Here is an 18,259-nt window from a genome sequence, read left to right as displayed (position 1 = left end):
AGGTGTGATCACCCTGTGGCTGCTCGTCGCCGTACTGGCCGTGCTGGCCGGTGTGCTCGCGTTCGCACTCATCCGGGCGCGGCGTGCCCATACCCGAGCGCTGGAGGAGCGCGGGTGGTTGCTGGAGCGTGAACGGGAGACGGCGGCCCGCAGCGCGGTCGACGCCGAGCGGGCACGGATAGCGCACGACCTGCACGACATCGTGAGCCACAACGTCAGCGTGATGGTCATCCAGACCGGTGCGGCTCGGCAAGTCCTGGCAACGTCGCCTGGTGACGCGGAGGCGGCTCTGCTTGCAGTAGAGGCAGCAGGTCGCGACACCATGGCTGAGCTGCGCCACCTACTCGGTGTGCTCGCGCCGAAGGCCGCAGGTGAGGACGACGAGGCCCTCTCGCCGCAGCCGACTTTGAGCCGGCTCAGTGAGCTGATCGACCGGATCGCCTTTGCTGGACTACCTGTGGAGGTGCGGGTGTCCGGAGAGCCTCGCCCGCTTCCGACGGGCGTCGACGTCACGGCGTACCGGATCATTCAGGAGGCGCTGACGAACGCGCTGAAGCACGGCGACGGTGTGAAGGCTGAGGTGACAGTGCGGTACGCACCCCATGCTCTGCGCGTGGAGATCCTCAACAGCGGCCCTAGCATCCTGACCGGCGGTCGGCCGCCCACTCCGGAAGGCGGCGGACGCGGTCTGCTCGGGCTGAAGCAGCGGGTGGCGGTGTACGGCGGCGACCTGGACGCCCGTCGACGACTCGGCGGCGGCTTCCGGGTACGCGCCAAGCTCCCGCTGGAGCGCCCATGACAACCAGAGTGGTGATCGCGGACGACCAGGCCCTGGTGCGGACCGGCTTCCAGATGATCCTCAAAGCCCGCGGCATCGAGGTCGTCGGAGAGGCAGCGGACGGTGCGGAGGCTGTGGACGCGGTACGACGTCTGAGCCCGGACGTCGTACTGATGGACATCCGCATGCCCGTCATGGACGGCCTCGAGGCCACCCGCCGCATCCTCGCCGGCCCGACTGACTGCCGCGTACTGATCCTCACGACCTTCGACCTCGACCGCTACGTGTACGCCGCTCTGGCAGCTGGGGCGAGTGGCTTCCTGCTGAAGGACGTCACGCCGGAGCACCTGGCAGCCGCAGTACGCCTGGTGACCACCGGTGACGCGCTCCTGGCCCCGTCGATCACCCGTCGGCTGGTAGAGCGGTTCGCCGTACCGGCTGCGACAGCACCGGCCATCCACCGTGACCTGACCAGCCTGACCCCACGCGAACTGGAGGTACTCACCCTGATGGGCCATGGCCTCTCCAACGCCGAGCTAGCCACGGAACTCGCCCTGAGCGAGGCCACCGTGAAGACCCACGTCGCCCGCATCTTCGCCAAACTGAGCCTGCGCGACCGAGCCCAGGCCGTGGTCCTCGCCTACGAGACCGGTCTGGTCTCCCCTGGGAGCCGTGATGACTAGTTGCATCCTGGTGACCGGAATGCCCGGCGCCGGCAAATCGACCGTCACCAGACTGGTCGCCCAGCAGCTCTCACGGTCGGCTCGACTCGACGGCGACGAGTTCAACCGGCTGATCGTCAACGGCTTCGTCTGGGCCCTCGGCGAGCCCGCTGACGAGGCAGCCCGCCAGGTAGAACTCCTGCACCGCAACCTGTGCGCCGTCGCGAACAACTTCATCGACGCCGGCTTCACTCCACTGATCGACGCCATGGTCGCGTCCCGCGAGAAGCTGGACTTCTTCCTCGACCTGCTCGCACCCCGCCAGGTCCTCTTCGTCGTCCTGTCCCCAGGAATCGACACCTGCCGCCACCGCAACACCATCCGCGACCCGGCCGACCGCTTCGACTTCGACGACTACGAAACCCTCGAAGCCACCATGAAACGCGACTTCGGCACCACCGGCTGGTGGCTCGACACCTCCGCCCAAACCCCCACCCAAACCGCCCACCAAATCCTCACCGAGGCCCCGGACCGCGCCCGCGTGAACTAATTTCCGGAAATCTTCGGGTGTGATGTCGAGAACGTGAAAGTGGGTTCGTCCCGGGGATGTCAGAGATTGCGAGGAGCTAGGAGAGCCACCGTCATGATTCAGATGGACAACGTCGGGATTGTCGTTGCGGACATGGATGCCGCTGTCGCCTTCTTCACCGAGCTTGGGCTGGAATTGGAGGGGAGGGCGCAGGTCGAGGGGCCGTGGGCGGACAAGACGGTCGGGATCGACGGTATTCGCTGTGAGATCGCGATGATGCGGGTGCCGGACGGGCACGGGCGGCTCGAGCTGTCGCAGTACCTGACGCCCGTGGCGAGTCCCGCCGTACCCGAGAATGCGCCGTACCACATGGTTGCCATGCACCGCGTCATGTACCGCGTCGACGACATCGAGGAGCTGCTGCCCCGGCTGCGCAAACACGGCGCCGAGCTGGTCGCTGAGGTCGTGCAGTACGGCGACACCTACCGGCTCTGCTACGTCCGCGCCCTCGGGGGCGTCATCATCGGCCTCGCCGAGCAGCTCAACTGAGACAGGGAGAATCTGATGGCCAAGTACTTGCTACTCAAGCACTACCAAGGCGGCCCGGCCCCCGTCGTGGATGCCGGTCCGATGGACCAGTGGACGCCCGAGGAGATCAACGCCCACCTGCAGTTCATGAGCGACTTCGGCGCGCGGCTGGAGGAGACGGGCGAGTTCATCGACATGCAGGCGCTGACGCCCGAGGGCGCGTTCGTGCGGTACGGCGGGGAGGGGCAACCGCCAGTGACCGACGGACCGTTCGCCGAGACCAAGGACCTGATCGCCGGGTGGTACGTGATCGACGTGGAGTCGTGGGACCGTGCGGTGGCGTTGGCTGCTGAGCTCTCGGCGGCTCCTGGTCCCGGTGGGAAGCCGCTGCACGAATGGCTCGAGGTCCGGCCGTTCTGGGGCGAGCCGCCCACGGTCACCGAGTGAACGAGCAACTGCTGCGGGATCTCGTACCCGCAGTGATAGGCGTCCTCGTACGGCGTGGGGCCGACTTCGCGCCGGCCGAGGACGCCGTACAGGACGCTCTGCTCGAAGCCGTGCGTGTCTGGCCGAGCGACCCGCCGCGGGACCCCAAGGGCTGGCTGGTGACTGTTGCCTGGCGCAAGTTCCTGGACGCTACCCGCGCCGAGAACTCCCGCCGGAACCGCGAAGAACGCGTCGAGGCCGAGCCGACACCTGCTCCGGGTGGCGCTGTGGACGACACGCTGCAGCTGTACTTCCTGTGCGCTCACCCCTCGTTGACGCCGGCGTCGTCCGTCGCGCTGACGCTGCGCGCGGTGGGCGGTCTGACCACGCGTCAGATCGCCGAAGCGTACTTGGTGCCTGAGGCAACCATGGCTCAGCGGATCAGCCGCGCCAAGCGGACCGTATCGGGAGTCCGCTTCAACCAGCCCGGTGACGTCGCCACGGTGGTCCGCGTGCTCTACCTGGTCTTCAACGAGGGGTACTCCGGCGACGTAGACCTCGCTGCTGAGGCAATCCGACTCACCCGGCAGTTGGCTGCCATCACCAACCACGAGGAGGTCGCCGGCCTCCTCGCACTCATGCTGCTCCACCACGCCAGGCGTCCTGCACGGACCCGCCCGGACGGCAGCCTCGTACCGCTCGCAGAGCAGGACCGCAGCCTCTGGGACACCAGTCTGATCGCCTCAGGAGTCGAGATACTCCAGGCAGCCCTCGCGCGCGACCGGCTGGGCGAATTCCAGGCCCAGGCCGCTATCGCTGCCCTCCACGCCGACGCCCAGACCGCCGAGGAGACCGACTGGGTCCAGATCGTCGAGTGGTACGACGAGCTGATCCGCCTCACCGACAACCCGGTAGCCCGCCTCAACCGTGCAGTCGCCCTAGGCGAGGCAGACGGCCCCCGCGCCGGTCTAGCCGCCCTGGCCGTCCTGGACCCCGCCCTACCTCGCCACACCGCAGCCGCCGCCTACCTACACGAACGCGCCGGCGACCTGGCCACCGCAGCCCGCCTGTACGCCGAGGCCGCCCACGCAGCCTCCAACTTCCCCGAACGCGACCACCTAACCCGCCAGGCCGCCCGCCTCAACACCGAACTACGCAGCTGAGGCACGTGTACGGTTCCCGCATGACGCGACCTCGAATGCGGATAGGCGCCGTCACCATCACGGCAGCACCGGAGCCGCACGCCCGGGAGCTGGCCAGGTTCTACGAGCGCCTGCTCGGCTGGCAGATCGTCGACGAAGGCCCGAAAGGCGGCTGGGGCCAGCTCCACCCACCCGAGGACGCCCCAGACAGGACCCTCCTCGCCATCAACATCGAGTCCGACCAGCACCACGAGCGACCAGTCTGGCCAAGCAAGCCCGGTCATCAGAACGCGACAACGCACCTCGACATAGGCGTGGACGACCTAGACGAGGCCGTCACCTGGGCCCTCCAAGCAGGCGCAACCCTCGCCGTCGACCAGCCCCAAGCCCACGTCCGAGTCATGCTCGACCCCCACGGCAACCCCTTCTGCCTGTGCCTCTAGCACCATGCAGAGGGGCCGGACGCCAAGCGCCCGGCCCCCTCTGTCGTTCTCGTCTCCTGCGGCAGAATCACCCGCCGACCTGCGGCTTCGTGCCTGGGAAGCTTGCGGAGGAGACGTGATCAGTGCCCGCCGTGGCCGCCGTCACTACGGCGGCGTTGGAGTGTGAACTTCTCGAAAACCGACAGCTCGCCGGTGGGCGTGATGATGTTGTAGTAGGTGACGTAGATGCGGGTCATGTCACCGGGGTGACGGCCCGGATCGACGCTGAACTCGGCGAAGCCGTACGGGTGCTCCGCGTCGCGGACGCCGATCCAGATCGCCGTCTCCTGCTCCTTGACCGAGTTGAACTTACCGACGTGCTCCATCTGGACGAGTGCCGAGTGATGTCCGTGACCGTCGGCGTCGTCGGTCGTGAAGCTGTTGTTGGTGATGCCGGACACGCCGCCACCGCCGAGGACCATGTGCGTCGTACCGTGCGCGCTGTCGACCACGTCGAGTGCGGTCTGACTCGGGTTCGGTGTGAGAGTGACGCTGCCGGGGACGACGCCACGCACCGCCAATGAGCGCTCGTAGTCGTGCTCGTGGCCACAGACCACCAGGTCGACGCCGTACTTGTCGAACAGCGGCCCGTACGCCGCGCGCAGTGCGACGTCGGCGCCGTTCGCGGCGGTCGCAGAGCTGATCATCACCTGGTGCATGCAGACCACGATCCAGTCGATGTCGCTCGAGGCTCGTGCCGACTTGAGCTCCCGCTCCAGCCAGGCGAGCTGCCGGCCGCCGGAGTAGCCGTTGATGTAGATATCGCCGCCCTCCTGCAGGGCGATGTCGTCGTTCTGGAGGGCGATCACCTTCACCGAGCCGACCGTGAAGGAGTACCAGAGGTTGTCGAGCTCGGGCTGGTTCTCGGTCGAGGGCAGCTCGAAGTAGGTCTGATAGGCGTCGAGACCGAGCTTGCCGTTCCCCGCCTCGATCTCATGGTTACCCGCGCACGGCATCCACGGACGGAATCGCGCCGAGCGGCTGTTGTTGGCGAGGAAGTCGTGCCAGACGCGGACGCGGTCGGGGCCGGTGTTGGCGTAGCACAGGTCACCGTTCAGGAGGTGGAACAGCGGGCCGACCTTCTCGATGCCGGTGACGATGTCGGCAGAGGCGGGCGTGGCGTTGGGCTCGAAGTCCCGGCCCGAGGCGTCGGCCGGGTTCGCTCCGGCCTTCCACGTCACACTGGGCGAACCCTGGTCGCCGAAACTGGTGAAGGTGAACGGAGCCCTGCCGGACGGCGCCGTGTGGAAGGTGCCGGCGTCGGGGGTGGCGCCGTCGTGCTGCGCTGCGTACAGGTAGTCGGTATCGGCCCTGAGGTTGTTGATCAGCGCGTGATGGACCCAGACGGTCCGCCCGGAGGTGCCGTCCACGTAGGTCTTCGTCGTAGCGTGCACCGTCGAGCCGAAGCCGCCACTCAGCGTGCCGTAGACGACGCGCGGCTTCTTGACGGCCGCGTCGGTGACCCAGGAGACGACCATCTGGTGGCGCGGGTCGGCGCCGAAGGTCAGGTGCAGGCCCTGGACGGGCGTCGTGGTCGAGCCGGTGGTGAGCCCGGTGACCTCCGACCTCGCCGGGACTGCCTCGGCGGTTCCGGCGCCGAGGATCAGCGGCCCGGCGGCGGCGCCGGACACGGACGCGCCGAGGACGCCGAGCGCGTTCCGACGAGAGATTCGAGTTTGCTTGGGTGCTTCGGACATTCCGGGGGCCTTTCGCGTCGTCGGGTGCAGCCGAACACCAACCGGACAGCAGCCGTCCGAACCCGACAGCGGTCTGCGGCAGCCCAGTGGTGCGCACACAGACGGACGCTAAGAACCACGAACGACCGGCGCAGCGGAACGCGCATGAACGTCAGATGGCAGTCAGCCCAACGGACAGCAACCGTGGTCGGCCCGTTGAGACGAGAGCGCGACAGCGAACGCCAAAAGGCCGGACCACGATAGTGATCCGGCCCTCTGAGATGGCGGAGGATACGAGATTCGAACTCGTGAGGGGTTGCCCCCAACACGCTTTCCAATTCCTTGGAAGTCCGTCCGGGACGGTGCTCTGGCCATCCGGCTCGCCTGCGCGGCGACCCCGGCGTACGTCCCTGAACGGCGATGAACGGTCATGAATGAGACCAAAACTGAGACCAGAGTCCCTTGGGCACGTCAGGACCTGGCCACACAGAATTCGATCCGGGAGCCATCGGAGACCAGGGCTCGATCCCGCTGCCGGGCCTCAAACTGACGATCGGATGCCTGGCCCGTTTTCGGGCTCAGCAGGGGGTAGTCTTAGGCGCCCATGGGCACGGGGGGGACTCGGGCCCGCGATCAATTGCAATGAGGGGGCCGAATGTCGGCGACGAATGAGAATAAGCCGGTTGGTGGGGATTCGGAGACCGCCAGTCAAAAGCAGTTGTCTGTGGTCGGGAGTGACGTCGGTCAGCCAAGTTCTATGCCGCTGATAGCCCCTCCGCCAACGCCAGAAGTCGTGAGGGTTCCGCGGATCTCACTAATGCTGAGCGAGGCCAAAGATCTGCTCGGTCTCTTGGTGGAGGGCAAGGCTGTTAAACGGAGCCTGAAAGTTCAGTGGCGAGGCGTATCCCAAGCCGAATCGGCTTTAGAGAGCATAGAGGACCTGGACCGTGTCGCGTCCCTCGCCGCGGTCGAGACACTTTTCGCTCGAATCGCTTTCTCGGATGCAAGCATCCTGTTGGTCCAGATTGAGTTCGGCGAGGATCGCTCATCCATTGCGACATTAGGTAGCGGAGAGGCGCGAGCGCACGCGCTGCGCATCGAGGAGCGCCTCTGGTCCATCCGGAAGGCACCGAGATGGCTGCTTCGTTTTCGCGATTGGTGTCTTGGTGAACGTTCAATTCTAGGCGGGCTTGTAGCGCCGATGGCAATGGTCATTCTGGGGCTCGGGACTTCTTCCCTGCTTGTCATGCACGAGAACCCGAACATGGGAGTCTTTGAGAGAGACTCAATTATCCCCTGGTGCATTTTCCTGGCGGGAATACTATTGGCATTTGGGTCCAGTTCGTTCTTGCGCGGGCGTCGGTGGTTCGAGTTGATGCCAGATGGCTCACGTGCTCCGCGAAATTGGGACGTGATCTGGAGCGCCGTCGGTGCGATTGCGGGGATCGCTGGAATAATCATTGCAGTAGCAAAATAGGCCCCAGACCGACAGGGCGTCCGAGGGGATGTGTTCTCCGGCCTATGGATAACTGTCGCGCGGCATGCACCGTCTGCGCCATCTGGTGGTGCGCCCTCGGGCAGGGTCACGAGTCAGGGCCCGTCACGTGCCGCTTTAGAATGCGGCTACGGGGACCCCAGTCCGCAGACCACCCGGGGTCGCGCGGCTAGCTGCCCCATGACTGGACGGCCGTTGGAGAAAGCCTCGACCTCCTGCTGGGTTATTCCTCTGATCTTCGTTCGTGATAGCTCGACGGCCCGTCCATCTCGGCTGGAGGACCGAACCGATGTACGTCGCTGAACGGCAATGAACGGTCACGACTGAGACCAAAACTCAGACCACGCACAGGTCGATGCACCTGGCCTACTGTCGCGGACGCCGGAGAACTCTGCGTCAGTCGGTTTGCCAGGCGAACGCGAAGCGTGGATCCGATGGGCCGCCGCCGGCCATGCCCCAGGCGTCGAGTGCGAGATTCTTCTTGCACGAGTTGAGCGCGATGGACGAGGCTCCCTGCCAATGATCCTCGCCTCGCCACGGGTGTTGCTCGGACGACCAGGGCACCGAGAGATCGCTTCCAGTCCACACTATGGGGACTGCAGGCAGAATCAGTCCATCACTGTGAAGTACTTGTGGGGCGCGTTCGCACAACTCTCGCAGGAGAGAGATTTCCTCTGACGCAAGTTGCTGCTTGAGCGTCGCGACGAGGATGTAGCAATCGATATTGACTGATCGAAGCATGGCTTGAGCTGCCGTCAAATTGGCGATGTCTTGTGCATTGATCTTGTTAGAGTTCTTGACTTCACCCAGTACGACCGTCGGATTGGTGCTATCGACTATAGCGGCAACGTCGAATTCTGCTTCGAGGTCTTTGCTCTTGATCAAAAGACCGTCTAGCTTCGTCAGGGAGGGGTTCGATCGCTTGATGGCGGACAGGACGGCATTGGTCGCCAGAACCGGCAGAGCTGCCTTCAATTTCGACTTTGCTACATGGCCAGAGAGTCTGTAACGCCAGTCGGCGCGCCGACCCTCGCGGCCGAGCGTGACGCCAAGCGTGAACCGCCAGGAGCAGAATTCACAGATGAGCGTGTGTGAGATTGAGTCAGGATCGAGTAGCGACTCATTGCGACATTTCGGGCACTTGACGGGCAGCACTGGACGCAGAAGATTGCGGTCCAAGAGCCACATCACGACCTGCCTGGCATAATCCTTGGGCGTCGTGCGCTGGAAGATGTCTGGCCACATGCCGCGTTCGCGCTCGGCGATCTGTAGCAAATGCGGGAACGAGATGCCTGCCTCTGAATGCTCAGATGTTTCCATCAAGACGGCACGCACCGCGGGCTGAGTTGCTGCCGTCGTGATGGTCGCACCGAGGGTCTCAGCGAGCCGGGTTGAAAATCGTCCGTCGTCGGACTGATCGAAGGTGGCATCGTCCTTATTGAACATAGTCGAAAAGATGTCGAGCGGATGTAGCAAGGCGACGTTAACGCTCTTGGTCGACGCCTGTAGTCCGTAGACAGCGCCCTCGCCCGTTGCGCGCTGAAAGGGCGACATATTGTCTGCGTTGACGATGAAGTCGGAGATGCGGCGGAGTCTCGGCGCGTAGGCCGCTCGGTCCGGGCCGGTCTCGTCGCGGTAGATGCCTACCTCGGCCGCGATTACTCCCGGCCACCCGTCCCACTTGCGCGCGAAAGGCAAGCTCGGTGTCGATGCGGTGATGGACCAGTCTTCATTGCTGGCCGTGGATGAAAAGTCCACGACATACTCAGTCATCAGGGGGTGCCTGTTGTACCAGCCATGAGGGTAAGCGAACGAAGCGGTGGTCGAGTCGATGCCAAACTCGTTAAGCAGGCTTCGCAATAGCTCTGGTGATTCATCGGACTCAGAGTCGATGACTTCGAGATTGATGTATCTCTCGCGCGTTCTTTCAGCCGCGGCCGGGTACAGGCTTTCTAGCCACTGTCTAACCAAGGGTTCAGCGAATCCGTCGTGACCACGAGGCCAAGGTATGACTCCTCCGCCTGCTGCGCGGATGTTCCAGAATCGAATGAGATTCTGTACGTTGCCGGGGTCGATTACTAAAACTCCCGAGCCGACGGTCTCGCCTTGGTAATCAATCTGACTCGCGGTGAGTCTGATGGGCGTCACGGAACCGGTGAAACTTGGCAAAGGCTCGCTAGATGCGAACGAAACCTGTCGGGCGGTCGGCAAATAGCGTTCACTTGAGAGTATGTCGCTATCATCGATTCTGCCTAGCCACGTCGAAAACAGAGCTGCCAGAGGGTCGTCATCCGCCCAGTTTGGCGCAATAAGCGAGTCTGGTGCGAGTGTCGGTATCCATTCGTCTGCGCGCAACACGCGATGCAGTATCGAGCTATCTGCTTCGGGTGGGGCAAACGCGCCAAACTGCTTAGCTCCGCGCCACGTCCACCCGACTTGTCTAGCAATTTCTTCGGCCGCAGGCGTCTCCATAATCGGCCACAGGAAGTCGACCGCAAGTGCTTCCATGGTCCTACGCCAGTCATCCTGGCGTGCCAGATCGATGATCGGGTAGTACATTCCGCCCCAGGCTGAAGACGCCGCGCGGACGGCAGAAGCCAGATCAGTCAGGCTGGGACCATCCAGCACGATCCCTACCCGCGCAGGACGAACCATTACCGTCCCCGAAACGACTGGCATCTGCCCCCCAATAGTTCGGCCGCCTCTGGAACGTCCGTCATCGGATCGCTGCGGCTACCTCCGACATTGTGGCCACAACCGCTTCGGCCCCGGCAACCGCCAGGGCATCGGACTTGCCTGGTTTGTTTGCGTAACCAATCGTTCGGGCTCCGGCTGTGCGACCGGCCTCCATGTCGCTCGTCTGGTCGCCAATGAAGACGCATACTGCCGCACGCACACCGAGTGCCCTTGTAGCGTTCTCAATCAGGTGAGGGCTGGGCTTCATCAGAGTTGGGTCGGCGGGGTCGCGTCCCTCGACATGGGCTACAAGGTCGGCCAAGCCGATGCGGGTGAGGTAGCGCACGACGGCTTCGGCGTAGTTGTTGCTCACGATCGCGACCAACTTCCCGCTGCTCTGGCAGGCGGACAGCGACTCTGCTGCCCCAGGAGTAGGCAGTGCCGACTCCACTGCTTTCAGCTCGGCGGCCTGTAGGGCACGCTCAAGCCGTGTAGCGAGTCCCGGATCATCGGCGGCCGCTAGCAGCAGGTCGTGAGGCCCGGAAGCCTTGCGCAGGGCATCGTCAAGGTCGTGGGGGATCGCGCCGGCCAGCTTGAGCAGCTCGGCCGTGATGCGCTGCGCAGGATAGCCGTCGAATACGGAGCAGATCGGTCCGTCGAAGTCGAACAGGACTGCCTCGGCCGACGCGAACAACTGCCGGAGTGGATCAGTAGTCACAGGTCGCGGACCTGCCCGAGCGTGCCCCAAAGGCTCTCGAACCACCGGCGAGCCTGGTCGACGTACTGAGATCCCGTGGCCTGGTCGTTGTCGCTGGTCGAATGATGGAAAAGGACGGTGTCTTTGCCGACCGCATCGAAGATCGAGACGGCCTGTCCCTCGATCTCTACCTCGCGCTCCACGACTGGGTAGAACCCGAAGAAGATCTCCTCATCGTTCAAGGCGTAGAGCTTGAACATCATCGGTAGCCCGACAACCACACGCGCCTCAACTTGGGTTTTCGAGACGAGTCCCAGCTCCCCGAGTTCGCGGACAGACTGGATGATCTCGCCTGCCGACCTGTGCGCAATTCGTGCTACTCGAGCCCGTACGCGCGAGTCATCTCCAGGAGCGTCGCCGGCGCGAGACGGCACGGCAATCGGTTGGTTGAAATCCGGCAGGAGCATGCGGATATTGATCGACTGCGGAGTTAGACGGCCGCGCCTAATGCGGTCGATTGGCTCCTCAAGCGCGCCGAGGAGTGTTTCCCCGGTCAGCCCGGCGAAGTCGATCCGTACGGCGTCCTGCTCGAATGCCTTTTCAATGTGCGGACGAAGACCGACGGCCTGGTCTGCCTGCTCGCGTACGTACACACCGCTGCCGACGCGCGACACGATCAAGCCCTCGTCGCGCAAGATCCGTAGTGCCTGCTGGATGGTCATCCGGGCAACGCCGTACTGCGTCGCCAGCTCGTTCTGAGACGGGAGCTTTTCGCCCGCCTTCACCTTCTTCGTGAGGATCGCCGCGCGTAGAGCGTTGGCAACCTGCTTGAACGGCGGTCGCGGGTCAGACGGATCTAGCTGTTGCTCCATGGCCGCAAGCCTACTAGCTGACTAGGCAGGCTAGGACGATCCTGTTCAGATGCTTGACCTGGCTAGCCCGCCTATGTAGCTTTCTGTCTACGAGAAATCTGGCTAGGCAGGCTAGCCCCCTAGTCAGGTGGCGTCTCGGCGGTGGCACCCGCCGAGACGCCTGGGTCGTACTAACCGTCTGAAGAGGAGCACAACCCATGAGCATCATCCACCTGTCGGCCGTCAGCAGCGAGGAGCCGACCGCTGCGGATCTGGCCGGTATCGAGGCGGAGTGGCCGCTGATCGCGGCTGAACTGGACCTGTTGGACGCGCAGATCGCGTTCATCAACGCCGGTCCGTACGCGTCGGAGCTGGAGACGCGCCGGATCAGGCGGGCGGAGCGCCGGGTGCTGGAGGTGGGCCGGGGGCGGGCCGACCGCGACCCGGAGTCGGAGGGCGCGGCATGACTACACAGGTTGCCGAGCTGCCCGTATGGGATCTCGTCCAGGTCGATCTGGGCTGGTGGAAGCTCGCGGGCTTCGACCTGGTGCAGGTCGTCTCGCCCCGTACGGCGCTGGGGACGGCGTGGATCGTCTGGCACGGCGATCACGTCTTGCACACCACCGACACCCTGCCGCACGCCGGCGGCTGGGTCGCCAACCACCTCACCGGAGGTGAGACTCGATGACCACGACCGAGATGGTTGCGGCTGGCAACGGACAGGCGTCCGGAGTGGACAAGCTTCGGGCGTCCGCGGCGGAAGCATCGCAGGTGCGGGCGCTCTCGACCCACCCGGATGTGGTGGCGCTGCGGGTGGAGTCGATCCGGACGCAGGTGGATCGGTGCATGTGGGTCGGGATCGTGTTGGGTTTGGCGTTCACGATGGTGAATGTGCAGGCGTTCGCTGCCGGTGGCGCGGTGGTGGGTTCGCTGCCGTGGCTGGCCGCGTGGTTGCTGGACCCGATGGTTTCGCTGGTGCTGATCGCTGTGCTGCGTGCGGAGCAGATCACCGCCCGGTACCAGGTGAGCGACCACACGAGGTGGATCGGCCGGACGAAGCGGTTCGCGTTCGCTGCAACGTACGTGATGAACACGTGGGCGTCGTTCGGCAAGGGCGATGTGGCCGGGATCGTGCTGCACTCGGTTCCGCCGCTGCTGGTGTTCTGTGCCGCCGAGACCGCGCCGGTGCTGCGGGACCGGTTGACCGAAGCGGTACTGCGGGCCGGACAGGCCGCCGCGCTGGCCGACCCTCAGAAGGCCGCCGAACCGCTCGCCGTTCCGGTGGTGACGCAGGAGATGCCCCCCGCCCCTGTGGCGCTGGAATCGGCTCCTACGGCGGAGGAGGGGGCATCTCCCGACAGCGGCTCCAAGACCAAGTCCACGCGGGCACCGCGCAAGCCGTCACAACCTCGCCGGAAGACCGGCCGAGGCGCCAAGGCGGGTCGGATGCTGCTGGCCGATTACGTGGCCGCCGGCCTGGCCGCTGTCGAGTCCGGAACCACCCCTGATGAGGTGACCCCGGCATGGGCGCGCAAGGCGACGGGTTGCTCTGCTGGCCTGTCGGCCAAGGTGGCCGCCGGTGTCCGCGATGAGCTCGCGCCCGTCGCGGCTGCGGTCGAGTCGATCGAGAAGGCGGCGGCCTGATGAGCCGCGCACGGGTTGCGACCCACCGCCCGGCGGTGAGCAGGCGGCGGTTCCGACACGACACGTTGGAGGCGCTCGACCTGTTCTCCGGCTTCGGTGGCCTGACACAGGGCATCGTGCGCGCCGGTTTTGACGTGATCACCGCCGCGAACCACAACGCCTACAAGGTCGAGGTGCACGAGGCGAACCACCCGACCACGGAGCACTGGATCGCCGACTTGGCCAATCCGGAATCGTCCGACTACCACGACGTACGGGATCTACCGGCCGCCGATCTGCTTACCGCCGGCGTGTCCTGCGTGAACCACTCGCCCGCCAACACGATGAAGGCGTACAGCCAAGGACTCACGCTGTTCGACCTGGACGACCCCGACTACGACGAACGCGTCACCCGTTCCGAGCGTGACCGGGCCACGGCCAACTGCGTCCTGCACTACGCCGCCATGCACCACCCGCGACTAATCCTCGTGGAGTGCACGACCGAGCTGCAGTCGTGGGGAAACCTGGTGCCTGGTAAGCGGAAGGTCGGGGACGGGTCCACCTACCGGTGGTGGCTGCGCCAGTTCGAGAACCTCGGCTACTGCCACAAGGTCTTGTTCCTGAACTCGATGTTCTTCGGGGTCGGGCAGTCCCGCAACCGCGGCTACTGGGTGTTCTGGGACAAGTCGCTGCCGACACCGGACCTCGAGCACCGCCCACCGTCGTGGTGCTCCCACTGCTCGACCGTCGTAGAGGCCGTGTGGACGTGGAAGACCGGGATCACTCCGACCGGGTCCGTCAGCTACGGCAAGCAGTACGAGTACCGGTGCCCGTCGTGCCGTCGCCCGCTGGTGCCGCCGTACACGCCGTCGCTGGCCGCGCTTGACCTGTCCAACCTCGGCACCCGCATCGGCGACCGGGATAAGCCGCTGGCCCCGGCGACGATGGCACGGGCCGAGCGGTGCCGTCAGCGGTTCGCCGACTTCCCCGCCGTGCTCATGCCCGCCAAGTCCACACGCGGTGTCGAGCGTTCGTTGTCGCAGCCGATGTCTACCCAGACCAGCCAGCAGGAGACCGCGATCCTGTCCACCGGCCACGTCATCGCTGCACACCGCCACAACGGCGACGGGCAGCACCTCACCCGCCCGATGGACACCGTCACCACCACGCACGAGAAGGCTGTCTTGCTGGCCGTGGACAACTTCCAGGGCGCCGCGCGAGGTACCGCCGAACCTCTGCCGACACAGGGTGGCTCGGAGACTATGGCGCTGCTGTCCAGTGGTGTTCTGCCGTTCCGGAAGAACACCACTCCGACCATCCACACCGAGGCGATGCCGACCGTCACCGCAGAGCAGATCCCGGGCCTGTTGTTCACCGGCTGGTACAAGCAGAACGGGTCCACCGGAACCGAGACCGCGCCGCACCCGGTCATTGACCCGCTGGGTGCCCTGACCTCGCGCGACACGACCGCCGTACTCGCGGCAGAGTGGCGGGCGGCCCTGTCCGACCTGACGCTCGCCGAGTGCTACTTCCGGATGATGGCCGCCCACGAGATCGGCCGGGGCTGCGGCTTCGACGTGAGTTTCGGCGACCACCCAGGCACCTACGTGGTGTGGGGATCTGCCCGCGACCAGGTGGACGGCTACGGCAACGCCGTCACCCCCGCTGTCGGCGAGTGGATCGGTGCCCGTCTGCGTGCCGTGCTCCACAGCGAAGAGGCGAGCCGATGAACGGCCCGACCGCACCGAACCCGACCACTCGTGACCACCACCCGGAAGGGAACCTCGTGAACGACCACGACAACGTCCACCGGCTTCACGGCGACGATCACGGAACCGTTCAGGACACCATTCACGAAGACGTTCAGGACGGCTTTCAGGACGATGTTCAGCCCATCGTTCACGTCGATGCCGAGCGAGTCCCCGCGACCGAAGGCGGCGACGTTCACGACAGCGACCACGAGACCGACGACGGCGACGTTCACGTGTTGTCGGAGGAGGAGTCGGCCGAACTCGATCGGCGGTTGCAGTCGCGTGGTGCGGTGGTGGTGCGCCGTGCGATGGCACCGGCGCGGGTGGCGAAGTCGGCGGCGGTCGCAGTCAAGTCTCACGAGCCGACGGTGAAGGTGGGCAAGGCGACGTTGCGGCACACCTGGACGGTGGTGCAGGGTGCGGAGTCGTTCGCGAAGCGGGCGTGGGACGCGTCCACGATGGGTGTCTACCGGCGCCAGATCAAGGCCGCCGAGGCGGTCGGCGACCGGGAAGCGCTGAAGGAGTGGGCCGACCGCAAGGAGATGGCCACCGAGCGCCGCCACCGCCGGTTGATGGACCTGCCCCGGCTGTTCATCGGCCTGGTGAAGGTGCTCGCCGCGACGCTCATTGGCATCCCGCTGGCCGTGTTCGTGATCGCCGTGCTGACCAAGCTCACCGGCAACGGATCGTTCACCGGCGTGTGGCTCGGCTTCTTCGCCGTGATCGGCTTCGTGATCGCCGCCGTGACGTTCGTGTGGGGGCTGTTCGTGATCGCGCTGCCGTTCCTGCTCGTGCTGGCCCTGTACCGAGAAGGCAAGCGCCGCGCAGAGCCGCCGAACTGGCTGGTCACGACCAGCGACGACACCTACGAAGCGACAGTGGACGAGTCCACGATCGCCCGCGCGCTGGACGCGCTGCGGATCGGCAACATCACCCGCTACCTGAAGGAGGGCTACAAGCTGCAGTTCATCACGCCGGCGCGGCAGTTGGGACGCGGTACGCACGCCGTGGTGCGGCTGCCTGCCGGTGTGCCCGCTGCCGAGATCGGCAAGCGCCGCACCGACCTGGCGACCGGTCTTCACCGGGCCGCGTCGGAGGTGTGGCCGACCGTGGGCGACGAGGCCGGAATCCTTGACCTGTGGGTCGCCGACAAGGGCGCACTCGCTGAAGGTGCCGGGCCGTACCCGCTGCTGGACGGCGGCCTGGTGGACGTGTTCAAGGGCATTCCGGCGGGCCGCACGCTGCGCGGCGACGCGATCTTCATGCCGATCACCGGGCGGAACACGATCGTCGGCGGCGCCCCTGAGCAGGGCAAGTCCAGCGCCGCCCGCGTTGCGATGATGGGCGTCGCGCTTGATCCGACCGCGGAGCTGCGGATCTGGGTGCCGGACATGAACTTCGACTTCGAGCGGTTCCGGCCGCGCTGCTCGCGCTACGTCCGTGGCGCGGACGACGACTCGATGCGCCAGATCCGCGACGACCTGAAGGAACTGTTCGAGGAGATGCAGTCGCGCGGCGACCTGCTCGACCGCTACGAGATCCCCGAGGTTGACCGCAAGATCGCCGACAAGAACGTCGGCCTGCACGTCATCGTCGCGCTGATCGAGGAAGCCCACGTGGCATACAACCACGCCGAGTACGGCAAGGAGATCAGCTACTACGCGACCCAGATCGTCCAACTCGGACGCAAGCGCGGCATCCACCTGATCACCTCAACCCAGGCACCAACCGCGACGTCCATCCCGCGCGACATCACCCGCAACTCAACCAACGGCATCGCGTTCTACGTCGCCGACCACACCGCCAACGACGCCCTCTTGGGCCAGGGCGCTTACAAACAAGGCATCCGCGCCACCGACCTGATCGCCGGTAAGGACCGGGGAACCGCCGTCACACGGGGATTCAGCGCGTCGCGGTCGGAGATCGTCCAGTGGTACTTCCTGTCGGTTGCCAAGGACAACGACCAGATCACGCCGCTGATCGACCGGGCGCTGGCCGCGATCAAGAAGCGCAACATGCCCGCGCCGACCGAGGTAGAGCGGCCGGCGATCGAGACTCGCGACCTGCTCGCCGACCTGGACGAGGTCCTCGACACCGAGTTGGTCAACATCGCCGACGTGCCCGCGCTGCTGAAGCGGCTCGCGCCGACCTGGACGCCGTACCAGACGCTGAGCGGCAAGGCGCTGCGGGAACTGCTCGCTGCGGACCACGGCATCAAGGTCCCCTCGACCGGGAACCGCTACCCCCTCGACCCGACTACCGTCCGTAACGCGATCGTGCTGCGGGAGCGGGACGCCGGCGCGGCGGACGACGGCGGGGAGACCGGGGAGTCGCTGGCCAGTTAGCTCCGAGTCCCGGGGTCGGAAACCCGCTCTGAGCGGCTCTGACCAGCCCGTTTCCGGCCCCGGTTAACTCGGCTCACTCGGTAACTAACCGCAGGTCAGGGCCACATTCACCCGATCTCACTCGCCGAGTGAGGAACCTAACCCGATCACCGGCAGCTAACCCCGACCCCAGATCCCGGCGAACGACCCGCACCAGGGCCGCCGCCTCCACTCGGCACGCCTACATCCGACTACAGAAGGTGACTGACTGTGGTGCCCGCGAACCATCTCCTGTGGCTGTTCGCCGCGACCGTTCTGCCCGCCAGCATCGTGACCGAGCACCAGCCGCTGACCCACACCCAACGCGTCGCCGTCTGGATCGGCACCGGCCTGGCCGTCGTCGCGCTCTACCTGCTCGGCTGCCTGATCTTCCCCTACGCCAACTGCACCAAGTGCGCAGGCTCGGGCAAGTCCCGCGCCCCGCACGGCAAGGCCTTCCGCAACTGCCGCCGCTGCAAAGGCACCGGCCGACGCACCCGGATCGGCCGACGCCTCATCGACCACCACCGCAACCACCACAACCGCCGCAACCGCTGACCCACGACCGATCCAGGAGACC

18 protein-coding genes are annotated in these 18,259 nt (G+C 65.6%); 14 read left to right on the top strand and 4 right to left on the bottom strand.

What is annotated here, in order from left to right:
* The first annotated feature begins 4 nt into the window (after positions 1-4).
* The 7 genes from ABT313_RS15860 (at position 5) to ABT313_RS15830 (ending at position 4,508) form a co-directional block, all read left to right on the top strand.
* The gene (locus ABT313_RS15860; protein ID WP_350853277.1) at positions 5-799 is read left to right on the top strand and encodes a sensor histidine kinase; all 795 of its coding nucleotides are present in this window, start codon (positions 5-7) and stop codon (positions 797-799) included.
* On the top strand, positions 796-1,461 hold the full coding sequence (locus tag ABT313_RS15855; RefSeq protein WP_350853274.1) for a response regulator: 666 nt from the start codon (positions 796-798) through the stop codon (positions 1,459-1,461). Before ABT313_RS15860 ends, ABT313_RS15855 begins: the two co-directional genes overlap by 4 nt.
* Positions 1,454-1,990 (top strand): AAA family ATPase, encoded by a 537-nt coding sequence (locus ABT313_RS15850; protein ID WP_350853271.1) that lies wholly within the window; start codon positions 1,454-1,456, stop codon positions 1,988-1,990. The genes ABT313_RS15855 and ABT313_RS15850 overlap by 8 nt, the downstream gene beginning before the upstream one ends.
* Positions 1,991-2,083: 93 nt before the next feature.
* On the top strand, positions 2,084-2,518 hold the full coding sequence (locus ABT313_RS15845) for a VOC family protein (RefSeq protein WP_350853268.1): 435 nt from the start codon (positions 2,084-2,086) through the stop codon (positions 2,516-2,518).
* Between the two features lie 15 nt (positions 2,519-2,533).
* On the top strand, positions 2,534-2,944 hold the full coding sequence (locus ABT313_RS15840) for a YciI family protein (protein ID WP_350853266.1): 411 nt from the start codon (positions 2,534-2,536) through the stop codon (positions 2,942-2,944).
* Complete coding sequence (locus tag ABT313_RS15835) at positions 2,941-4,086, top strand: RNA polymerase sigma factor (RefSeq protein ID WP_502883992.1); 1,146 nt, start codon at positions 2,941-2,943, stop codon at positions 4,084-4,086. The genes ABT313_RS15840 and ABT313_RS15835 overlap by 4 nt, the downstream gene beginning before the upstream one ends.
* 20 nt (positions 4,087-4,106) lie before the next feature.
* Positions 4,107-4,508: a VOC family protein gene (locus ABT313_RS15830; protein ID WP_350853261.1), complete on the top strand. Its 402-nt coding sequence runs from the start codon at positions 4,107-4,109 to the stop codon at positions 4,506-4,508.
* Between the two features lie 119 nt (positions 4,509-4,627).
* Here the strand turns inward: ABT313_RS15830 and ABT313_RS15825 are convergent, their stop codons facing one another.
* Positions 4,628-6,244, bottom strand: a complete 1,617-nt coding sequence (locus tag ABT313_RS15825; RefSeq protein WP_350853259.1) for a purple acid phosphatase family protein — start codon at positions 6,242-6,244, stop codon at positions 4,628-4,630.
* A gap of 796 nt (positions 6,245-7,040) precedes the next feature.
* Here ABT313_RS15825 and ABT313_RS15820 point away from each other — a divergent pair.
* Positions 7,041-7,700 carry a hypothetical protein gene (locus ABT313_RS15820; protein WP_350853256.1) on the top strand — a complete coding sequence of 220 codons (660 nt, stop codon included), beginning with the start codon at positions 7,041-7,043 and terminating at the stop codon, positions 7,698-7,700.
* 414 nt (positions 7,701-8,114) lie between these two features.
* Here the strand turns inward: ABT313_RS15820 and ABT313_RS15815 are convergent, their stop codons facing one another.
* From ABT313_RS15815 to ABT313_RS15805, 3 genes are all read right to left on the bottom strand, one after another.
* On the bottom strand, positions 8,115-10,373 hold the full coding sequence (locus tag ABT313_RS15815) for a hypothetical protein (RefSeq protein WP_350853254.1): 2,259 nt from the start codon (positions 10,371-10,373) through the stop codon (positions 8,115-8,117).
* Positions 10,374-10,434: 61 nt separating this feature from the next.
* Positions 10,435-11,112, bottom strand: a complete 678-nt coding sequence (locus ABT313_RS15810; RefSeq protein ID WP_350853251.1) for an HAD family hydrolase — start codon at positions 11,110-11,112, stop codon at positions 10,435-10,437.
* Entirely contained in the window at positions 11,109-11,963 is an 855-nt protein-coding gene (locus tag ABT313_RS15805) for a GntR family transcriptional regulator (protein WP_350853248.1), read from the bottom strand. The genes ABT313_RS15810 and ABT313_RS15805 overlap by 4 nt, the downstream gene beginning before the upstream one ends.
* Positions 11,964-12,160: 197 nt before the next feature.
* Between ABT313_RS15805 and ABT313_RS15800 the strand changes: the two genes are divergently transcribed.
* The 6 genes from ABT313_RS15800 to ABT313_RS15775 all read left to right on the top strand — a co-directional run bounded on the left by ABT313_RS15800 (position 12,161) and on the right by ABT313_RS15775 (position 18,237).
* A complete protein-coding gene (locus tag ABT313_RS15800; protein ID WP_350853245.1) occupies positions 12,161-12,409 on the top strand; it encodes a DUF6284 family protein in 249 nt (82 codons plus the stop codon).
* A complete protein-coding gene (locus tag ABT313_RS15795; RefSeq protein WP_350853242.1) occupies positions 12,406-12,630 on the top strand; it encodes a hypothetical protein in 225 nt (74 codons plus the stop codon). The genes ABT313_RS15800 and ABT313_RS15795 overlap by 4 nt, the downstream gene beginning before the upstream one ends.
* Positions 12,627-13,586, top strand: coding sequence for a hypothetical protein (locus ABT313_RS15790; RefSeq protein ID WP_350853239.1), 960 nt, complete (start codon positions 12,627-12,629; stop codon positions 13,584-13,586). Before ABT313_RS15795 ends, ABT313_RS15790 begins: the two co-directional genes overlap by 4 nt.
* A complete protein-coding gene (locus ABT313_RS15785) occupies positions 13,586-15,295 on the top strand; it encodes a DNA cytosine methyltransferase (RefSeq protein ID WP_350853236.1) in 1,710 nt (569 codons plus the stop codon). The genes ABT313_RS15790 and ABT313_RS15785 overlap by 1 nt, the downstream gene beginning before the upstream one ends.
* The gene (locus ABT313_RS15780) at positions 15,292-17,661 is read left to right on the top strand and encodes a cell division protein FtsK (RefSeq protein ID WP_350853233.1); all 2,370 of its coding nucleotides are present in this window, start codon (positions 15,292-15,294) and stop codon (positions 17,659-17,661) included. Before ABT313_RS15785 ends, ABT313_RS15780 begins: the two co-directional genes overlap by 4 nt.
* Before the next feature lie 249 nt (positions 17,662-17,910).
* Positions 17,911-18,237, top strand: coding sequence for a hypothetical protein (locus tag ABT313_RS15775; protein WP_350853230.1), 327 nt, complete (start codon positions 17,911-17,913; stop codon positions 18,235-18,237).
* Positions 18,238-18,259: the final 22 nt, after the last annotated feature.

Source organism: Kribbella sp. NPDC000426 (assembly GCF_040300265.1).
Lineage (GTDB): Bacteria > Actinomycetota > Actinomycetes > Propionibacteriales > Kribbellaceae > Kribbella.
The sequence above is the reverse complement of the archived record's forward strand: the minus strand, read 5'-3'. Positions and strand labels throughout refer to the sequence as shown.